The organism is Corynebacterium ammoniagenes DSM 20306, assembly GCF_001941425.1.
Classification (GTDB): Bacteria; Actinomycetota; Actinomycetes; order Mycobacteriales; family Mycobacteriaceae; genus Corynebacterium; species Corynebacterium ammoniagenes.
This window is the reverse complement of record NZ_CP009244.1, coordinates 1,246,551-1,264,500: the sequence shown is the minus strand read 5'-3', so window position 1 is coordinate 1,264,500 and position 17,950 is coordinate 1,246,551. Positions and strand designations below refer to the sequence as shown.

19 protein-coding genes are annotated in these 17,950 nt (G+C 54.2%); 6 read left to right on the top strand and 13 right to left on the bottom strand.

The window, feature by feature from the left end:
- Window positions 1-41 precede the first annotated feature (41 nt).
- Together recA and CAMM_RS05800 are read right to left on the bottom strand one after the other, a co-directional pair.
- Entirely contained in the window at window positions 42-1,184 is a 1,143-nt protein-coding gene (gene recA, locus CAMM_RS05805) for a recombinase RecA (protein WP_003845483.1), read from the bottom strand.
- A 238-nt stretch (window positions 1,185-1,422) separates the two neighbouring features.
- Window positions 1,423-1,638 carry a DUF3046 domain-containing protein gene (locus CAMM_RS05800; protein WP_075761582.1) on the bottom strand — a complete coding sequence of 72 codons (216 nt, stop codon included), beginning with the start codon at window positions 1,636-1,638 and terminating at the stop codon, window positions 1,423-1,425.
- 97 nt (window positions 1,639-1,735) lie between these two features.
- Here CAMM_RS05800 and CAMM_RS05795 point away from each other — a divergent pair, with 97 nt between their 5' ends.
- The 3 genes from CAMM_RS05795 to CAMM_RS05785 are packed head-to-tail and all read left to right on the top strand — an operon-like array spanning window position 1,736 to window position 3,614.
- A complete protein-coding gene (locus tag CAMM_RS05795; RefSeq protein ID WP_003845479.1) occupies window positions 1,736-2,305 on the top strand; it encodes a biotin transporter BioY in 570 nt (189 codons plus the stop codon).
- A complete protein-coding gene (locus CAMM_RS05790; protein ID WP_003845476.1) occupies window positions 2,305-3,000 on the top strand; it encodes an energy-coupling factor ABC transporter ATP-binding protein in 696 nt (231 codons plus the stop codon). Before CAMM_RS05795 ends, CAMM_RS05790 begins: the two co-directional genes overlap by 1 nt.
- Complete coding sequence (locus CAMM_RS05785) at window positions 2,997-3,614, top strand: energy-coupling factor transporter transmembrane component T family protein (RefSeq protein WP_003845474.1); 618 nt, start codon at window positions 2,997-2,999, stop codon at window positions 3,612-3,614. The genes CAMM_RS05790 and CAMM_RS05785 overlap by 4 nt, the downstream gene beginning before the upstream one ends.
- Before the next feature lie 94 nt (window positions 3,615-3,708).
- Here CAMM_RS05785 and CAMM_RS05780 read toward each other — a convergent pair whose 3' ends face one another.
- The 4 genes from CAMM_RS05780 to pgsA all read right to left on the bottom strand — a co-directional run bounded on the left by CAMM_RS05780 (window position 3,709) and on the right by pgsA (window position 6,296).
- The gene (locus CAMM_RS05780) at window positions 3,709-4,551 is read right to left on the bottom strand and encodes a PspA/IM30 family protein (protein WP_003845472.1); all 843 of its coding nucleotides are present in this window, start codon (window positions 4,549-4,551) and stop codon (window positions 3,709-3,711) included.
- Window positions 4,552-4,772: 221 nt separating this feature from the next.
- Window positions 4,773-5,138 (bottom strand): helix-turn-helix domain-containing protein, encoded by a 366-nt coding sequence (locus CAMM_RS05775; protein ID WP_003845469.1) that lies wholly within the window; start codon window positions 5,136-5,138, stop codon window positions 4,773-4,775.
- A 66-nt stretch (window positions 5,139-5,204) separates the two neighbouring features.
- The gene (locus CAMM_RS05770) at window positions 5,205-5,717 is read right to left on the bottom strand and encodes a CinA family protein (protein ID WP_003845467.1); all 513 of its coding nucleotides are present in this window, start codon (window positions 5,715-5,717) and stop codon (window positions 5,205-5,207) included.
- A complete protein-coding gene (pgsA, locus tag CAMM_RS05765) occupies window positions 5,718-6,296 on the bottom strand; it encodes a CDP-diacylglycerol--glycerol-3-phosphate 3-phosphatidyltransferase (RefSeq protein ID WP_050759787.1) in 579 nt (192 codons plus the stop codon).
- A gap of 70 nt (window positions 6,297-6,366) precedes the next feature.
- On the opposite strand from pgsA, the gene CAMM_RS05760 reads away from it, so the two are divergent.
- Window positions 6,367-6,660, top strand: coding sequence for a YciI family protein (locus tag CAMM_RS05760; protein WP_003845463.1), 294 nt, complete (start codon window positions 6,367-6,369; stop codon window positions 6,658-6,660).
- Window positions 6,661-6,766: 106 nt separating this feature from the next.
- On the opposite strand, the gene CAMM_RS05755 is transcribed toward CAMM_RS05760, so the two are convergent.
- The 7 genes from CAMM_RS05755 to dapB form a co-directional block, all read right to left on the bottom strand.
- The gene (locus tag CAMM_RS05755) at window positions 6,767-7,891 is read right to left on the bottom strand and encodes a TerC family protein (protein WP_003845461.1); all 1,125 of its coding nucleotides are present in this window, start codon (window positions 7,889-7,891) and stop codon (window positions 6,767-6,769) included.
- Between the two features lie 254 nt (window positions 7,892-8,145).
- Window positions 8,146-11,337 (bottom strand): FtsK/SpoIIIE family DNA translocase, encoded by a 3,192-nt coding sequence (locus tag CAMM_RS05750; RefSeq protein WP_415270371.1) that lies wholly within the window; start codon window positions 11,335-11,337, stop codon window positions 8,146-8,148.
- Between the two features lie 63 nt (window positions 11,338-11,400).
- A complete protein-coding gene (locus CAMM_RS05745; RefSeq protein WP_232051043.1) occupies window positions 11,401-12,012 on the bottom strand; it encodes a TIGR03085 family metal-binding protein in 612 nt (203 codons plus the stop codon).
- A 54-nt stretch (window positions 12,013-12,066) separates the two neighbouring features.
- Window positions 12,067-14,217, bottom strand: a complete 2,151-nt coding sequence (locus CAMM_RS05740; protein WP_077715798.1) for a ribonuclease J — start codon at window positions 14,215-14,217, stop codon at window positions 12,067-12,069.
- The gene (dapA, locus tag CAMM_RS05735; protein ID WP_003845451.1) at window positions 14,214-15,128 is read right to left on the bottom strand and encodes a 4-hydroxy-tetrahydrodipicolinate synthase; all 915 of its coding nucleotides are present in this window, start codon (window positions 15,126-15,128) and stop codon (window positions 14,214-14,216) included. The genes CAMM_RS05740 and dapA overlap by 4 nt, the downstream gene beginning before the upstream one ends.
- A gap of 74 nt (window positions 15,129-15,202) precedes the next feature.
- The gene (thyX, locus tag CAMM_RS05730; RefSeq protein WP_003845449.1) at window positions 15,203-15,952 is read right to left on the bottom strand and encodes an FAD-dependent thymidylate synthase; all 750 of its coding nucleotides are present in this window, start codon (window positions 15,950-15,952) and stop codon (window positions 15,203-15,205) included.
- Window positions 15,953-16,699 (bottom strand): 4-hydroxy-tetrahydrodipicolinate reductase, encoded by a 747-nt coding sequence (gene dapB, locus CAMM_RS05725; RefSeq protein ID WP_003845448.1) that lies wholly within the window; start codon window positions 16,697-16,699, stop codon window positions 15,953-15,955.
- Between the two features lie 88 nt (window positions 16,700-16,787).
- Between dapB and CAMM_RS05720 the strand changes: the two genes are divergently transcribed.
- Both CAMM_RS05720 and CAMM_RS05715 read left to right on the top strand, forming a co-directional pair.
- Window positions 16,788-17,171 (top strand): VOC family protein, encoded by a 384-nt coding sequence (locus tag CAMM_RS05720; protein WP_003845446.1) that lies wholly within the window; start codon window positions 16,788-16,790, stop codon window positions 17,169-17,171.
- A gap of 66 nt (window positions 17,172-17,237) precedes the next feature.
- On the top strand, window positions 17,238-17,903 hold the full coding sequence (locus CAMM_RS05715; protein ID WP_003845445.1) for an AMIN-like domain-containing (lipo)protein: 666 nt from the start codon (window positions 17,238-17,240) through the stop codon (window positions 17,901-17,903).
- The last annotated feature ends 47 nt before the right edge of the window (window positions 17,904-17,950 follow it).

Genomic DNA, 17,950 nt, shown 5'->3' with positions numbered 1-17,950 from the left:
CTGGGACTGAATTCCGCGCACTCATTGCAAACTAATAGTTTCTATTCTTCGTCTTCGTCATCAAAGTCGACGTTGGGCACAAAACCTGCCGGATCATCGGTCAAAGGGTCTTCTGCGCCCGGCACATCCATGGCAGCCTCTTCGCCTGAGGTCTTCGCGTACTCACCGACACCGAGTTTCTGGAAGATCTTCTTCTCAATCTCATCGGCCAGTTCAGGGCTGTTCTTTAAGAAGTTACGAGCTTTTTCTTTACCCTGACCGAGCTGGTCGCCTTCGTAGGTAAACCACGAGCCAGACTTTTTGATAAAGCCGTGCTCCACGCCCAAGTCGATGATGGAAGACTCACGGGAGATGCCCTCGCCGTACATGATGTCAAACTCCGCAATCTTAAACGGTGGAGAGACTTTGTTCTTCACAATCTTAATGCGGGTGCGGTTACCAATCGCGTCCTGGCCATCCTTGAGCGTTTGGATACGGCGAATATCGCAGCGTACCGACGCGTAGAACTTCAGCGCCTTACCACCAGTGGTGGTCTCCGGCGAGCCGAACATCACGCCAATCTTTTCACGCAGCTGGTTAATAAAGATTGCCGTGGTGCCGGAGTTGTACAAAGCACCGGTCATCTTACGCAGCGCCTGGGACATCAAACGTGCCTGAAGGCCCACGTGAGAGTCACCCATCTCACCTTCAATTTCGGCCTTCGGAGTAAGGGCTGCCACCGAGTCAATAACAATAATGTCGATAGCTCCAGAACGCACCAGCATGTCCGCGATCTCTAGAGCTTGTTCACCGGTATCAGGCTGCGATACCAGCAGATTATCGGTATCTACACCCAATAGACGTGCGTACTCAGGGTCTAAGGCGTGCTCGGCGTCAATAAAGGCCGCGATGCCGCCAGTTTTCTGAGCCTCGGCAATAGCGTGAAGCGCCACGGTGGTCTTACCGGAAGATTCCGGACCATAAACCTCAACCACACGACCGCGCGGGAAGCCACCAATACCAAGAGCGATGTCAATTGCAGTGTTGCCCGAAGAAATGGCCTGAATCGGCGGGCGGTTTTCCTCACCCAGGCGCATAACAGCACCCTTGCCGAAGTCCTTTTCAATCATGGACATTGCGGCGTCGAGAGCCTTTTTGCGATCTTCACCCGGCTTGGTTGCCGTTGACTTCTTCTTTGCAGCCATGTGCGTTCCTTAAAGTTAAATTCATGAGTGAGCGGTTACAGCAGCGTGCTGCTTTCTATTTAAATACCCACTGTAGTTTCTAGACTTCAGTGCCTAACAATTAGTTCCCGCACTAAAGATTATTACGTCGTCGAGACTATCGGCCACGTTTGACAGTTCGAATTCTACACGCGTTCTTATTCGATTGCACATTCGAATAGGGCGAGTTGCGCGCGAATTGCCCGCGCCTTGATCCGACCTACTTTCCGGGTCGATCTATCCCCAATCGCTCGTCTTCTGGGACAGAAAAGTCATCACATAACTCTTTCCACACCTGCGACAAATCGTATCCGCGTTCGATTAGATCATCTGGAGTTTCTCCCAGCGTGGACACCACATGCGAATGTGCAATCCACCTACCCTGCGGGGATCCAAAAACGTCCTGCAGCAATTGCTCAAACTCCGTTAATCGCATGGGGGTCATCATAGCGCAGTGATACAAAACGCCAGCTTAAACACTGTTCAAAATAAGGGTTTGCCAGCGTGAATAACTTTGCTCTACAGTATTTTCCATGAAGAAAACTTCCCTAGCGACGGATCTGGCTTATGTAGCGGTCTTTACCGCGCTCATCATTGTCCTCGCGTTCGTATCGATCCCTGTCGGTGCGGCCGGCGTGCCCATCGTCATGCAAAATGCCGCAATCATCCTGGCGGGCCTCGTGCTAGGAGGACGCCGTGGACTGTACGTCGGTCTATTATTCCTCATTTTAGGCTTAGCGCTGCCAGTTTTGGCGGGCGGCGGCACAACTCTTCGTGCCTTGGCAGGACCAACAGCAGGCTACATCGTAGGCTACGTGCTGGCCCCAGCCGTTGCAGGGCTTATTGCCTACCGTGCACCGCGCAATAAGGGTGGCATGGCCATAACGCTCATTGTCGCCGCCATCGCGGGTTTGGCTGTGCAATACGTATGCGGCTCCATTGGTCTTATGCTCCGCTCCGGATTAGAGCTGGCCCCTGCATTTGCCGCGCAAATTCCTTTCCTTGTCCCAGATAGCGCAAAGATTGTTATCGCCATCATCATCGCCTTGGGTGTCCACGCGGCATTCCCTGACCTCATTGCACGCAAAAAGAGGACTGTGTAGTGCCAACCATCAAGTTCGAACACGTCGACGTCGCCTTTGATGACACTCCAGTGCTCAGCGATATCAATCTGAATCTCACAGAACATCGGATTGGAATCATTGGCGCTAATGGCTCTGGAAAATCTACGATGACCAGGTTGATTAATGGGCTCGGCGAACCCACGTCAGGAACCGTGAGCGTCGACGGTCTGGATGTTTCCGACCACGGCAAAGAACTACGGAAGAAGATTGGCTTCATTTTCTCCGATGCGGAGAACCAAATTGTCATGCCTAATGTACGTGACGACGTGGCTTTTTCATTGCGCCGGTTCAAAATGCCCAAGCAGCAACGCAATGCGCTTGTCGATGCCGCGCTTGAACGTTTCCAGCTCAGCGATCTGGCGGACCATTCCCCGCACACGCTCTCCGGCGGCCAAAAGCAAATGTTGGCGATGGCAGCGGTCTTGGTCATTGATCCGATCCTCATCTTGGCTGATGAACCAACCACCTTGTTGGATCTGATTAATCGCAACCGCATTCGACGCGAATTTGCAGCACTCGAGCAACAAGTTATCGTAGTTACTCATGACTTGGAGTTTCTCTCTGATTTCGACCGCGTGATCTGCATTGATAATCACGCAGTGGCATATGACGGCGCGCCCGCCGAGACAATCAGTTTCTACACGGAGCTGATGGAACAACGAGCTGTGCGATGAAAACCAAAAACATCCCTCTAGCGGTCTATGTCGATAAAGACACTCCCCTGCACCAGCTTTCGGCCAGCTGGAAATTGCTCTTTATCATTATCTTCATCATTGTGACCTCCGTGGTGGCCACCACCCCAACTCGTGGGCTCATTGCGTGCGCTGTCGCCGCCGCATTCTACGTTGTAGCGTCCATTCCGCCGCGCGTAGCCTTTTCTCAGCTGTGGCCGCCATTAATCATTTTGGTACCCCTTGCAGCCTTTCAGTGGTGGGCACGTGACTTTGACTATGCGCTGACGATGTTTCTGACGCTGTTTGCCTCCATGCTCATTGCGTTTTTGCTCACGCTAACCTCGACTGTCAATGAGATCATGGAATCGGTAGAGACTTCCCTAGCGCCTCTCAAACGCTTCGGGGTTCCGGTCGATAACATCACGCTGGCCATGTCTTTAACCATTCGCCTGATCCCATTGATGTTTGCCACCGTCGGCGAAGTCCTCGATGCGCGGAAAGCCCGCGGCGCTGGCTTTTCCATTACAGCTTTCGGAACCCCCGTGTTGATCCGTTCGATTCGCCGTGCGCGCGCCATTGGCGAAGCACTTCAAGCACGCGGAATGGACGACTAAGCCAACCGGCAAAAGGCCACCTGGCAAAACAACAAGCGGTGGAGATCCCCTTACTTGGGAATCTCCACCGCTTTTATTCTCAGCGAGTTAAATCTTACTCACCGCGTAGCTCGCGCAAGCGAGCCTGTACTGCGTCATCAGTAGCCGATGGCGCAGAATCATTAGCACCAGACTCAATCGACTTATTATTGGCCGAAGAGCCAGACTCTACAGACTTATTCGAGTTCATCTCCGAGCGAATCTGCTCCAGACGCGAGTGTCCAGCCATCTGGATGCCAGCCTGCTGTACCTCAGCCATGCGACCTTCCACCGAGTTAGAAGCCAACTCAGCCTGGCCCAAGGCCTTGGAGTAGCGACGCTCAATCTTATCGCGCACCGAGTCCAAGGATGGACCCGAGGTGTTGGTCAGGTCATTCATGCTCGACAGCGAGTCCGAGACCTTTTCCTGCATCTTGGCCTGCTCCAGCTGGCTGAGCAGCTTGGAACGTTCCGCAACCTTCTCACGAAGCGTTCCGGCGTTGCGCTCAACGGCCTTCTTAGCCTGATCAGCTTGCTGCAGTGCCTGGTCGTGCAGACGCTTCGAGTCTTCAACTGCTTGCTCCGCAGTCACGAGCTGCGCTGCAAATGCTTCTGCGGCGTTTTCGTATTCGACAGCCTTGTTCTCATCGCCGTCAGCGCGAGCCTTATCGGCCAATTCAAGAGCTTGGCGGGTATTGCCCTGCAGCTTCTCAATTTCGCCAAGGCGGCGGTTCAACTGCATCTCCAGCTGTCGCTGGTTACCGATAACTGCTGCTGCCTGCTGGGACAATTCCTGGTGCTGACGCTGTGCGTCTTGAATTGCCTGCTCGATTTGTACCTTAGGGTCAGCGTTCTCCTCAATTTTGGAGTCGAACAACGCCATCAAGTAGTTCCAAGCCTTCACAAACGGGTTAGCCATAGTCCCAGGCCTTTCATTCACATCTTCTAGATTCAGATTGTCTAATTTTACTAAAGTCTACTAAGTCTAAAGCTACCTTAGATTTCTACAGGCACAATGGTAGCTAACTCCCGCTCCTAGTGCCGCGTGAATCGCCTGAAAATTCCATCACAAAATGCCCAAAGGCCACCAAGACGCAGCCAGTGAGCTACGGCGGCCGATTCTAGCGCGGTGTGCCCTCGCTAGAATTCTGATGCTGCAGGTGCAGTGGATGCCAGCTCTTCATTGACGGTCGGCAGTGCCATGTTGCCAGCGGCTTCAATCAAAACATCCGATACGGACACCTCCAGCGCGTGGCAAACCGCAGCAAGCATCTCCGAGGAGACTTCCTTGCGGCCGCGTTCCAGCTCTGAAAGGTAGCCGGGGGAAACATGTGCGCTCGCAGCAAGCTCACGCAAGGTAACGCCCTTATCAGCGCGGAAAGCACGCAGTGTCAGTCCCAGTGCTTCACGCAGCAGTGGCTCGGGATGACGAACTCGAGCACTGTGCGACGCCGAAGCCGCCTGGGATCCAGTGGTTTTTTCGAGGAGTGCAGTTGTAGTGTTCATTACTAGGTACAACGGTGCTCAACTTCAATTTGTTCCCGCGTCTTTAAAAATTAACCTTCATGGAGGTCATAGGCGCTTTAATAATAATTCCAATGCACAGTCAACCGCTTGCGTACGAATGGCATTGCGGTCGCCGCTGAGTACCTGAATGCGCTCTCCCCCGTCGCCGGTGTGCGCGGATACCGACGAGTCATTGACCGCGCGCACAACCAACGTCCCATCAGGTCCAGCGCAACCAATAAAGACCTCGCCTGCGGGATGTCCATCCTGCGAATCCGGCCCGGCAACCCCCGTTAGCGATACCGCCCACGTGGAATGGCAAACCTTTCGTGTGCCCGCCGCCATCGCTGCGGCAACCTCTTCGGAGACCACCCCGTGGGCATCGATAAGCTCCTGGCTAACGTTGGCTAAGTCGACTTTCAAATCGGTGGCATAGGTAATAAGGCCGCCACGGAGCACCGTCGATGCGCCGGAGACGTCCGCGACGGTGGCACTAGCCAAACCCGCGGTGAGCGACTCACAAAATGCCACGGTCTCGCCTTTGCGTGCAAGCGCGCGGATAATCTCAGCGGCTAACACTTAGTTATGCTTTCGCGCATCGAGCAAATATTGCACGCCAGTAACCACCGTGACGGCAACAGCCACGAGCATGACAACATAGGTTGGAATATCCATCCAGCCTGGCAGTGGGCACAAGTACATTGCCACTGCGAACGATTGCAAGACGGTCTTGAGCTTGCCGCCTTTCGATGCCGGAACGACCTTGCCATTGCGCAACATCCACATCCGCCACAAGGTGATACCGAATTCCCGAATCAAAATGACAACGGTAATCCAAATCGGCAACACACCAACGATGTTCAACGACACCAACGCAGCAGTCATCAACGCCTTGTCGGCGATCGGATCTGCGATCTTGCCAAAGTCGGTGATGAGGCCGCGTGCGCGCGCAATATCGCCGTCTAATTTATCCGTCGCCATTAACACGGCGAATAGACCAAAAGCCCACCACTGAAAACCAGCAAGCACCAACCACACGAAAATTGGGATAAATAAGATGCGCAAACTGGTCAGAACATTGGGCAGGTTCCAGTTTGAAGGCTTCGGTGATTCGAAGCTTGAGTTCACGCTTTCCTTTGAAGTGGCCACACAAGACATAATACCGTGCATGTATTTTTCATGGTTCATCCCACCGAGATGGACCTAAAAATTGCGTACAATCAGACCAATGAAATACTTCGCAGTCATTTACGATTACAACGCAAACAACCCGCGCCTCGACGAGGTTCGCCCTCAGCACCGTGAGTTTATTGAAACCTTGCACAACCAGGAACAGATCCTGGGCTCGGGTCCTTTTACGGACTCGAAGCGCGGCGCTCTCATCATCTTGAAGCTGGATGAGGACACCACCGTTGACGATGTTGTCACCATCATGGACGGCGATCCCTATTGGATCGAAGAAATTGTTAACAAACGCGATATCCGTGAATGGGGACCTGTGACCGCGTCGTTTGAAATCTAGCACCGACGCCATTTCGGCACTCGAGCAAGGAAAAATCGGGCACCAGCTACTACATGATGTAGAGCTGGTGCCCGACTTTTAGTGTGAAAGCCTAGCCACACACCGACTATTTGCCGTTCGGCAATTCGCTTTCTGGAAGTTCGGAAGCGTAACCGACAAGCTCGCCCTGCTTATCGCGAACAATGCGGTTGCCTTCATCATCCCAGTCATAGTGGTTGTGCGAGATGCGGATGCCACCCTGGGATTCATCACGCTTGTTTTTGATGACAGACGCCACGACAGTGATCACAAGTACACCAACGATGACCAACAGGGAAGCAACGGTTCCTACCTCAGGGACGGAGACGTTCTCACCACCGTTGATAAATGGCAGGTTGTTTTCATGCAGAGCATGAAGCAGCAGCTTGACACCAATGAATCCGAGGATGATGCCCAGACCGTAGGACAAGTAGACGAGGCGGTCCAACAGGCCGTCGAGCAAGAAGTACATCTGACGCAGACCCATGAGAGAAAACGCGTTGGTGGTAAATACCAGGAATGCTTCCGAGGTAATACCGTAGATCGCTGGGATCGAGTCAAACGCGAACATGATGTCAATCAAGCCGATAGCTACCAGCGCGATGAACAACGGAGTCAGCGCGAGCTTGCCCTTTTGAGGCCCTGACTCTTCCCGGTGAGTCAGCTTATCGCTGTGGTAACGCGGGGTGACGTGAATGACCTTGCGTAGCCACTTAATGATGAGCATGTCATTAGGGTCAGTTTCTTCTGCGTCTCGAATTTCATCAATAACCAGCTTGACAGCGGTAAAGAGCAGGAAGATTGCGAAGAGGTAGAAGACATCGGACCACGCCGCGATGACGGCTGCACCCAGCAAAATAAAGACCAGGCGGAAGATCAGCGCAAGAACAATACCGATCAACAGCACCTTTTGCTGGTACTTACGCGGGATCTTAAACGCACCCATAATCAAGGCGAAGACAAAGAGGTTATCGACCGACAACGCCTTTTCTGTCACATAACCCGTGTAGTACTGCAGCGCGTGCTCTTGGTCCCACAAACCCCAGACCAACAGGCCGAAGAGCAGCGCGATGGCTACGTAAAACGCAGTCCACGTTCCTGACTCTTTCAAGGTTGGTTCGTGGGGTGTTTTAACGTGCGAATAGAAATCAAAAATGAAGAATCCGGCAATAACCGCACCGGTTAAAAGCCAAATCCATATAGGTACACCCATTGTAAATCCTCCGGTCTCATGAAAACTAAAATTGACCGGAGGTCTCCCCCACCCACCGAAGTGGGCCGACACGACCGGGAGAATCTACGCTTTATCCATGGGGATAAAAGCAGTTCTTCCGTGCTGACGATCAGTGCCGATTAATAGGGTACTCCCCTCCAAGACGTCTCATATCCTACACGAAAGCCCCACCTAATCAACGACCGGTACTAGGTCGCGATTAAATGGAGCTCGGTGAGACTACAACCACCTAGTTAAAAAGCACCAGGGGTTGGGTTATAGGTCGCTTGGACGGTGCGGCTCTCGCCGTCATCGCTAGGCGATGCATCGGTCGCTGCTGCCTCATTAGCTTCCGCCTCGGCAGCCATCTCTTCTTGAACTTCCTTGGGAGCTTCCGCTGGGTCGGCGCCCTTAATCATCCAAACAATGGTTTCTAGTTCTTCGGGTTTGACCAGGACCTCACGTGCCTTCGAGCCTTCGGATGGGCCCACGACACCGCGAGATTCCATCAAGTCCATAAGGCGTCCAGCCTTGGCGAAACCGATGCGTAACTTGCGCTGCAACATGGAGGTCGAGCCCAGCTGCGAGGTGACTACGAGGTCAACTGCCTCGAGCAAGTCATCCATGTCCTTGCCGATATCATCATCGATTTCCTTCTTAGCCGCCGATGCCTTCTCCTCGGTCACGCCCTCGGTGTAGTTCGGCTGTGCTTGATCCTTGGCGGCTTCTACCACGGCCTGGACTTCTTCATCGGCGACGAACGCACCCTGCACGCGCACTGGGCGTCCGCCCTGCGGGATGAACAAAGCATCGCCCATACCGATGAGCTTTTCCGCGCCACCTTGGTCCAAGATGACTCGGGAGTCGGTCAACGAGGAGGTAGCAAAAGCCAGACGGGAAGGAACGTTGGTCTTGATCAAGCCAGTCACAACATCCACGGATGGACGCTGCGTGGCCAGAACCAGGTGGATACCTGCCGCACGAGCCTTTTGTGTGATGCGCACGATGGAGTCTTCGATTTCCTTCGGTGCGGTCATCATCAAGTCCGCCAACTCGTCGACGACACAGACGATAAACGGATATGGACGCATCTCACGCTGCGAGCCCGGAGGTGCTGTCAATTCACCCGAACGCACCTTGCGGTTGAAGTCCTTGATGTGGCGCACACGAGCAGACTTCATGTCCATGTAGCGCTGTTCCATCTCTTCTACCAACCACTGCAAGGCAGCCGCAGCCTTCTTCGGCTGCGTAATGATTGGAGTGATCAAGTGCGGAATGCCCTCATAAGGAGTCAATTCCACCATCTTCGGATCCACCAGAATCAAGCGCACATCTTCGGGAGTAGCCCTAGTCAGCAAAGAGACCAGCAGGGAGTTGACAAATGCCGATTTACCGGAACCGGTAGCGCCGGCGACCAGCAAGTGCGGCATCTTTTGTACCGATGCCGAGATGAACTCACCTTCGATGTCTTTGCCCAAACCAATGAGCATGGGGTCCTGATCCGCAATGGTGGCAGGTGCCTCCAGTACCTCACGAAGACGAACCATTTCACGGTCCGGGTTAGGCACCTCAATACCCACGGCGGACTTGCCCGGAATCGGCGTCAACAGACGTACGTTCTCGGTCGCAACTGCATACGCCAAGTTGGACTGCAGGTTGGTGATCTTCGAGACCTTCACGCCAGGTCCCAACTCGATTTCGTAGCGAGTAACTGTCGGACCACGGCTAAAGCCAGTTACGGCTGCGTCGATCTTAAACTCGGCAAAGACATCAGTAATTGCTTCAATCGTTCGATCATTGACCTCCGTGCGCTCCTTCGACGGCGCACCTGGGGTCAGCAGGTTGGTCTCTGGGATTTCATAGTCCGGCGCTTCAAAAGCACCGGACTCACCACTGACCGCATCTTCTTCTTGCGCAACAGGCTCAGCTGAAGGCTTGCCCGTTACCGGATCCACACCAGAGCGAGCCAGGATCGCCTGACGCATCGCGTCTTGCGACGAGGAGACAACATCGCCGTTTCCTTCCTCTGCCGCAGGAGCTGCCGGAGCCGGCTTCGACTTCTTGATCACCTGCGTGGGCTCGGGCTTCGGGGTTTCCGGCGCCGCTGGAGCCGCAGGTGTCGTTGCGGCAGGTTTTGGAGACTTCGGCTCTGGTGCAGAGCTCATCGCCGGCAGGATCTGGGTGTCGTTTTCTGACGGCCCCTCATCGATTGGGTACCGGCCTGGCTCAGGCGCATCCGCAGGATAAGCATCCATGGGGCTGCGCGGGGCTGGACGGGGGCTTACCCGCGGCGTAATCCGTGGGCTCGTTCGGGAAGGGCGTGAGCTAGCTCGGCCGCGCTCAATATCCTCAATGTCATTGCTTACTGAACCGTAGAGGTCATCGTCTTCTTCTTCATCGAAGCCATCAGCCGCGTCTTCTCCTGATATCAAGGTCTTAATTCGTGCGCTAATGAAGTCAAACGCTTCTCGCACAGTAATGCCGGTGACACGGAGTGCACCGTAGATGATGACTAAGACCAACAGCGGGACTGCTACGTAGGAAGAAAAGCCAGCTGCCAGCAGCCCACCAGTCCACGCACCTACGGCACCGCCCGCGGCGATACGGTCGGCCCAAGCGCCCGGGTTTCCGGCGAACAAGTGAATTAAACCAAGCATCGCGACGATAATCAGTGTGGTCCCGATTATCACGCGCGTCGGAATTCCACGCTCCGGAGTACTAATGTCAAGCATCAGGACTAGAGCTAAGGCAATCAGCGCTACGGGCAGCACCAGTGCGCCGGCGCCGATAACCAAATGAATGCCTTGAGCTAAGGCAGCACCAATCGGCCCCGCGATATCGAGCCATACCGAAGCGCCCACAATGGCAGCAAGTCCGAGCAAGATAAGCCCGATGGCATCAGGATTGGTTACTCGCCAGCCCGTCGCATCAGCGTCTTGGACATCCTCCTCTTCTTCGACATCGTCAAAGTCGTCCAAGGAAAGCTCTTCCTGGACAGGTTCTTGACGTGCTTTTGAAGTTACGCTCGACTTGCGCCGTTTGCGGGGCGCTGGTTTATCGGTAATGTCGTCAAACTCCTTTTCATTTCTCAGTTGATCATCGTCATGAAGATCGCGGTCATATCCGCCGTCATCATCAGAAGCCGGTTTCAGACTTGCCATCCCCTCCCCTAGTGAACGCGTCATGCTACCCAGGCCACGGGCAGTAGCGCCCGCCGCCTTGGAAAGTCCGCGTCCGACAGCACCGAAAGCGCTACCAGTTCGCTGATGAGCGTTGGTAGCGCTTGGTGTTACCTGCAATTTAGTCTCACTAGAGGAAGCACTTCGCGCTTGAGCAGGCCGAGACCGGTTCGCACTCTTGGTGCTAGAGCGAGGTCGGCGCGACGAGCGAGAAGTATTCTTGACAGACATACCTGTAACTTTAGCCGCAGATGCACCTCTCGTCACATTAGCCACACTAGAATGACGGGATTTTCTTACTTAATTTTTGCGGGAAAGTAACCCGTAAATCTAACGGGCGATTTTGGAGCCATCCCCATTGATGGTTACGTCTGCGATATCTCGGCCGGAGACCCAGATCAACAACTCTCCTACTTCACCGCTCACGCGAACGACATCGCTGCCGCTGCGAGCTACTCCCCGTTTATCCGCCGCAACGATTCGATCAAAACCTCGCGGGTGAAGAACCACTGGACTCTTTGATTTCCTCAAACTCATCGGCGCAAACATCTTGAGGGAGGAATAAAGCTGTTTTTGTGCAGCCTGAGACAGCGGTTGCGGATCAGTCATGCCATTGGCGCGGCGAACATCTTCATGGTGGATAAAGTTTTCCATCGTGTTCATCTTCGCGTCGAAAGGCTTGAGCCACCGGGGCGGGCCCGCGGCCCAGCTATTGACTACATCTTCGAAGTCACGGTCGAGAGTTTGATCCGTGAGATCTTCTAAACGCGACTCCAGCTGTGGAATGAACATTCCACCTGCTGCATCCTGGCGATTTTCGCGGATCCATAAATGCGCGGCTAAGTCTTTAGTCTCCCACCCCTCACACAGGGTCGGAGCGTCCGGACCTAGTTCTAAAAAGAGATGCGCTAATTGATTTCGTTGTGCAGAAGAAAAAGTCATGTCCCCCAGCATAGCTATGCTGGGGGACAAAAAGCCGGTGAAAGCCCTTAAAGACTACTGAGAAGGACGGGTTGCTTTGACTTCGTCCTCGTCTGCAACCAAGACCTCTCCAGAGGTGCCAATGATGGTCGGCAAGATAACTGGCTCGCGCTTGTACTGCGAATCCATCAGCTTGGAAACCTTACGGCGCAAACGCTGGACCATGCGGTAGGTGTCATTTTCACCTTCGGATGCCAAGTCATTCATGGTATTTTCTACCAACTCAGCAACCTCGGGCACGATACCGCGGTCATCATCGCTAAAGCCCGTCGTGGAGACCGTTGGGTGCTCCAGCAGACGCGAGGTGCGGTTATCAATTACACAAGTAATCGAGACCACGCCGCCCGAGCCTAGATTGGTGCGGTCCGCGAGCGTATCCGCGTCGACGTCGCCCATGTTCACACCGTCAACATAGAGGTGACCAACAGTCAGCTGGCCAACGACCTGTGCACGACCATTTTGCATGTCCACAACAACACCGTTTTGTGCCAAGACAACTCGGTCGCGGTCAACACCCGTGGAAATGGCCAATTCCTTATTGGCACGGAGGTGACGCCACTCGCCGTGAACCGGCATAGCGTTCTTTGGTCGAGCTGCATTGTAGAGGAACAGCAACTCGCCGCCGTAGCCGTGGCCGGAAGCGTGAACCTTAGCTTCCTTATTGGTAATAACCTGAGCGCCGATCTGCGACAGCATATTCATTACGCCGTAGACAGCTTCTTCATTACCTGGAATCAGGGAGGAAGAGAACACAATCATATCGCCGTCACGAACGGTGATCTGACGGTGCTCACGTCGTGCCATACGCGACAATGCTGCCATGGGCTCGCCCTGAGTACCGGTGGTAATCAAGACCACCTTGTGCGGAGCCATCTTTGCTGCGTCTTCAATGGAAACGATGGTTCCGCGCGGGACCTTCAAAAACCCCATCTTCTCGGCGATTTCCATATTGCGCAGCATGGAACGACCGTTGAAGGCCACCTTGCGGCCAGCCTTTACTGCGGCATCGATAGCAGCCTGAACGCGGTAAACGTTGGATGCAAACGATGCGATGATAACGCGCTGGCGGGCGCTTGCGACTAGTCGGTTAAAGGTAGCCGGGATGTCGCCTTCTGATGCGGAAACGCCTGGAATGTTTGCATTCGTCGAGTCACACAGCATGAGGTCAACGCCTTCATCCCCGTAGCGAGACAATGCTGGAAGGTCAGTAGGACGACCATCCAATGGAGTTTGATCCAGCTTGATGTCACCGGTGTGGATGACGTTGCCAGCTGGGGTTCCCAGCATGACACCGAGTGCGTCTGGCACAGAGTGGTTTACTGCCCAGAAGCGTGCACGGAATGGGCCGTAGCTTACATCGGACTTCTCGTTGACCTCGATGAACTTAGGTCGCTGGCGGTGTTCTTTACACTTGGCTGCGATCAAAGCAATGGTGAAACGGGAAGCAACGATTGGAATATCAGAGCGCAGCTTCAACAGCCACGGAATAGCACCAATGTGGTCCTCGTGCGCGTGAGTGACAATCAAGGCCTCAATCTTGTCGATCTTGTTCTCGATTGGACCAAAGTCAGGCAGAATCAAGTCCACGCCGGGCTCGCCGGACGATGGGAAAAGCACGCCACAGTCAATGACCAACAGCTTTCCGTCATATTCGAAAACGGTCATGTTGCGGCCAATTTCCGAAATGCCACCCAGTGCGTAAATACGCAGCGAGCCCTTAGCCTGCTTTGGTGGCTGTGGAAGACGCTTGGTCAAATCTGCGCCCTGCATGGACTTTGGAACGTTCCGGCGGTTGTTATTATTTCCGCCGCGACGGTTGCCACGTCCGCCTTGATTGTTGTTGCCACTCTGGCTGTTATTGCCGCCCTGGTTGTTGTGGCCATTATTGCCACCCCGGCCACGGCCGCGGGAACCACGGGAACGGGAGCGACGGTTGTTATTTCCGCCCTGGCCACCATTGTCCTGGTTGTTGTGGCTATTCTCCGAGCCATTCTTGTCGGAGTTATATGACTTTGCCTCTGCCCGCTCATTCTGTGCGGACTGGGCCGAGTCGTCAGGTGCCTGGAAAACAGGCGAAGCCGCTTCATTTGAAGCGGTTTCCTGCGCCTCCGCAGGTGGACCCGCCTTTCGGGTTACCTTACGGGGACGGTTACGGGATTCATTCATTCTTTAAGGACTCCAGCCTTCTTCATCGTCTTACGGAGATCCTCGAGCTCCTCGGCATCTGCGCCGAGTACTGGCAAACGAGGATCTCCAACTTCAATGCCCTGCATACGCAGAGCTTCTTTTGCAAGTGTTACGCCTCCAAGACGGGCTTGTTGCTCCGCCAGAGGGATAAGAGTTTGTGCGTTAATTTCCCGAGCACGGTCGATATCACCGTGGTCAAAGGCATCCCACAGTTCCGCCAGCTCACGTGGAGCGGCATGACCAACAACCGAAATAAATCCGGATGCGCCAACTGACAACCATGGCAGGTTGAGTGGATCATCACCGGAGTACCACGCCAGGTCAGTTTCTGCGATCAGGCGTGAAGCCGCTGCGAAATCACCTTTCGCGTCCTTAACGGCCTTGACGGTGGGAAGCTCTGACATACGCAGCAAGGTATCTGTTTCAACAGGAATACCCGAGCGACCCGGGATGTCATAGACACAGATAGGTAAGTCTGTGGCATTCGCTATCGCTGCAAAGTGCGCGTAGACACCACTTTGAGATGGCTTCGAATAATACGGCGTCACAATCAGTAGGGCATCTGCACCAGCATCGACGCTTGCCTTGGCTAGCTCAATCGAGCTTGCGGTGTCATTTGTGCCCGCACCGGCTGTGAGCTTAGCCCGGTCTCCTACTTCGTCCTTTACAGCTTTGAGCAATTCCAGCTTCTCATCCACAGTGGTCGTGGGTGATTCCCCGGTGGTTCCAGACAAGATCAATGAATCAATGCCGTTGTCCACCAGGTGTGCGGCTAGCTGCCGAGCCTTCTCCACGTCGAATGCGCCGTTACTATCAAAAGGAGTAACCATTGCGACACCGACGCGGCCAAAGTGCTCGACACCTGTCCTTGCTGTCATACCTGTGCTCATGGCTATCAAGATTACCCGCTTAACCCCCTTTTCGGTACATCGGGAGCCGTGTGTGCCGAAAATTGGGTTTCACCTTAGGCGTACGGAGACGATGCCATCTCCGTACCATCAGCCAAAGTTGAGATATTGAAATCATCGAAAAGCACCGGTGCTTGGGCTTTTAACAAGCGCAAACACGCAATAGCAACGCTGCGTATCTCCACGTCAGCGTATTCCGTGGCACGAGCGGCGATAAAGTGCCGCCACGTGCGGTAGTTACCTGTCACCACAATTCGTGACTCTGTGGCATTGGGCAAAATGGAGCGAGCAGCTTGTCGTGCCTGTTTCATGCGCAAAATAGCATTTGGCTCATCAGCAAGCTTTTCTTCTAGTGCACTCAACAGCTCTTCGTAGACAAAACGGGTTTCATCAACGGCACCTAATAAAAGCCGCGATAGCTGCTCATCATCCGCGATGGATTTGGGGACGACGACCTCAGCGTTTTCCGGATGGACGAAACGCTGCGACAGCTGTGAGAAAGAAAAGTGACGATGGCGCACTAATTCGTGACATGCGGAGCGCGAAATACCCTGAATATAAAGGGTGGCCGTGGCGTGCTCTAGCAGTGCGTCGTGGCCGACTTCGAGAAGGTGCCGCAAATAGGACTCATTAGTCTGCGTCCGAGGATTCGGCTTATCAAAAGAGTCGTAACACGCCCTCCCGGCAAATTCCACGAGGGCTTCTGCATCGGTCGCCGCATCATCGCGGTCCCACTGTGGTTCGGGTGGTTTGTGAAATTGCGTTGCAGCAATCAGCTGCACATTAAGGTGTACTTGCTCGGCCATTTACAGCCCCAAGTACTTTTCCAGCCCGTAGGTCAGACCTGGGTATTTCTCGATTTCGCGGACACCCAGCAATACGCCTGGGGTAAAGGAATTGCGGTCATAAGAATCCTGGCGGATCGTCAGCGACTGTCCTTCTGCACCAAAGATAACCTCCTCGTGCGCGACCATGCCGCGGGTGCGAACAGCGTGCACCGGAATGCCGTCGACCAAAGCGCCACGGGCACCATCCAAGCTTTGTGCTGTGGCATCAGGCATTGCTCCCATGCCTGCCTCAGCGCGGGACTGAGCGATGCCCTGAGCGGTATGGATGGCGGTTCCAGAAGGTGCGTCGAGCTTGGTTGGGTGGTGGAATTCCACGACCTCCGCCGTTTCGAAATACGGTGCGGCTTGACGCGCAAAGACCATCGTCAGCACGGCAGAAATAGCGAAGTTCGGTGCAATTAATACATTGCCGGCGCCTTCCTGCTGAGTCCACGCTTCTACTTGCTGCAAACGCTCATCAGTAAATCCGGTTGTTCCAACAACGCAGTGCATGCCTTGCGCAATGCAGTATTCCAAGTTTCCCATGACGGAATCTGGCTGGGTGAAATCCACCACTACTTCCGCGCCATTGAGAGACAGCAGTTCCAAGGAGTCGTCCCGACCGATCGTCGCGACCAGCTCGAGGTCATCGCTTGCTTCCACACCTTCAACCACGGCTTGTCCCACACGGCCTTTGGCACCAAGCACACCGACTTTAATCGTCATTTTCTACCTTCTCCTCTTTGCGTTTTACGTTGGTAAAAATCTTCTCTAGCCCTCAAGTGTAGCGAGCTGCGCTGCTATCGTTAGAACCATGCGTATCTATATTGCTTCCATCTTCGTTGATGATGTTCAAAAGGCCCATGACTTCTACGTTGATAAGCTCGGATTTGTCGTCAAAGACAGCGTCAAAAATGGCGACTTTTGGTGGCTAACCATCACCAACCCAGACGGCGGTACAGAGCTACTTCTAGAACCCAATGCTCACCCAGCCGCAGTCGCTTACACCGAAGCCATCCGCAAGGACGGAATTCCAGCCACCCAATTCCTCTCCGACGATGTGGAAGCGGAAACTGCAGCACTCAAAGAAAAAGGCGTGACCTTTACCATGGACCCAACCGACGTTGGTCCATCTGTCATCGCAGCATTCGATGACACGTGTGGCAACATCATTCAGCTTGTGCAATTGAAGCACTAATCAATCTCCACCCCACTGTTATCAAATTGTCTCAATAGTCACTGATAAAACAGCTAAGATGGCAGTATGACTACCAGCCGCTTTTCCCTCATCGCCCTTAGCTTGGCAGCCACTACTGCACTACTCGCTGCCTGCTCCTCCCCCGCTGATGAAGCTGCGGATTCAAGCGCACCTTCAGAACCGGCCCAGGAGACCACCTCAAGCGCCGCTGCTACCAGCGAAGAAGACACGGCGGCTACCACGTCTCCCAACACGATAGAAGCAACCACCAACGGTTCAGAAGAACTACCACCAATGGGCTCACCTGATACCGCGGATAAACAGCAACGGCCTGCGTCAGGCACCGATCTGGTGCCAGTCGGGGTCCGTGTCGCTGACCACGGGTCATTTACCCGCGTCGTATTGGACTATGAAGGCTCTGGTTCAGCTGGCTGGTTTACTACGTTGACCCCTGAGCCCACCCAGCAGGCGTCTGGCTTCCCCATTGAATATGAGGGCACCACTGCCATCAATGTCGGCGTGGAATCGACACCGTGGCCTTCAACTCCGGAATTGGAAGAAAAGTACATGGACTTTGGCACTACCCCTGGTGCAGGAGTTGTCACCGGCGTTGAATTCGTCACCACCTTTGAAGCCCAGTCACAATATGTCATCGGGCTGAAAAAGGAATCCGCCTACTCGGTCACTTCCCTCGAAGATCCATCGCGCGTGGTCATCGACATCATGAACTAATACCGATCACAAAAAGCAGTGCCTCCGTCTTGGAAGCACTGCTTTTT

Bases quoted from the DNA above. Each gene is read 5' to 3' on its own strand.
- recA (WP_003845483.1), bottom strand. From the start codon at position 1,184: ATGGCTGCAAAGAAGAAGTCAACGGCAACCAAGCCGGGTGAAGATCGC.
- CAMM_RS05800 (WP_075761582.1), bottom strand. From the start codon at position 1,638: ATGCGATTAACGGAGTTTGAGCAATTGCTGCAGGACGTTTTTGGATCC.
- CAMM_RS05795 (WP_003845479.1), top strand. From the start codon at position 1,736: ATGAAGAAAACTTCCCTAGCGACGGATCTGGCTTATGTAGCGGTCTTT.
- CAMM_RS05785 (WP_003845474.1), top strand. From the start codon at position 2,997: ATGAAAACCAAAAACATCCCTCTAGCGGTCTATGTCGATAAAGACACT.
- CAMM_RS05780 (WP_003845472.1), bottom strand. From the start codon at position 4,551: ATGGCTAACCCGTTTGTGAAGGCTTGGAACTACTTGATGGCGTTGTTC.
- CAMM_RS05775 (WP_003845469.1), bottom strand. From the start codon at position 5,138: ATGAACACTACAACTGCACTCCTCGAAAAAACCACTGGATCCCAGGCG.
- pgsA (WP_050759787.1), bottom strand. From the start codon at position 6,296: ATGTCTTGTGTGGCCACTTCAAAGGAAAGCGTGAACTCAAGCTTCGAA.
- CAMM_RS05760 (WP_003845463.1), top strand. From the start codon at position 6,367: ATGAAATACTTCGCAGTCATTTACGATTACAACGCAAACAACCCGCGC.
- CAMM_RS05755 (WP_003845461.1), bottom strand. From the start codon at position 7,891: ATGGGTGTACCTATATGGATTTGGCTTTTAACCGGTGCGGTTATTGCC.
- CAMM_RS05745 (WP_232051043.1), bottom strand. From the start codon at position 12,012: ATGACTTTTTCTTCTGCACAACGAAATCAATTAGCGCATCTCTTTTTA.
- CAMM_RS05740 (WP_077715798.1), bottom strand. From the start codon at position 14,217: ATGAATGAATCCCGTAACCGTCCCCGTAAGGTAACCCGAAAGGCGGGT.
- dapA (WP_003845451.1), bottom strand. From the start codon at position 15,128: ATGAGCACAGGTATGACAGCAAGGACAGGTGTCGAGCACTTTGGCCGC.
- thyX (WP_003845449.1), bottom strand. From the start codon at position 15,952: ATGGCCGAGCAAGTACACCTTAATGTGCAGCTGATTGCTGCAACGCAA.
- dapB (WP_003845448.1), bottom strand. From the start codon at position 16,699: ATGACGATTAAAGTCGGTGTGCTTGGTGCCAAAGGCCGTGTGGGACAA.
- CAMM_RS05720 (WP_003845446.1), top strand. From the start codon at position 16,788: ATGCGTATCTATATTGCTTCCATCTTCGTTGATGATGTTCAAAAGGCC.
- CAMM_RS05715 (WP_003845445.1), top strand. From the start codon at position 17,238: ATGACTACCAGCCGCTTTTCCCTCATCGCCCTTAGCTTGGCAGCCACT.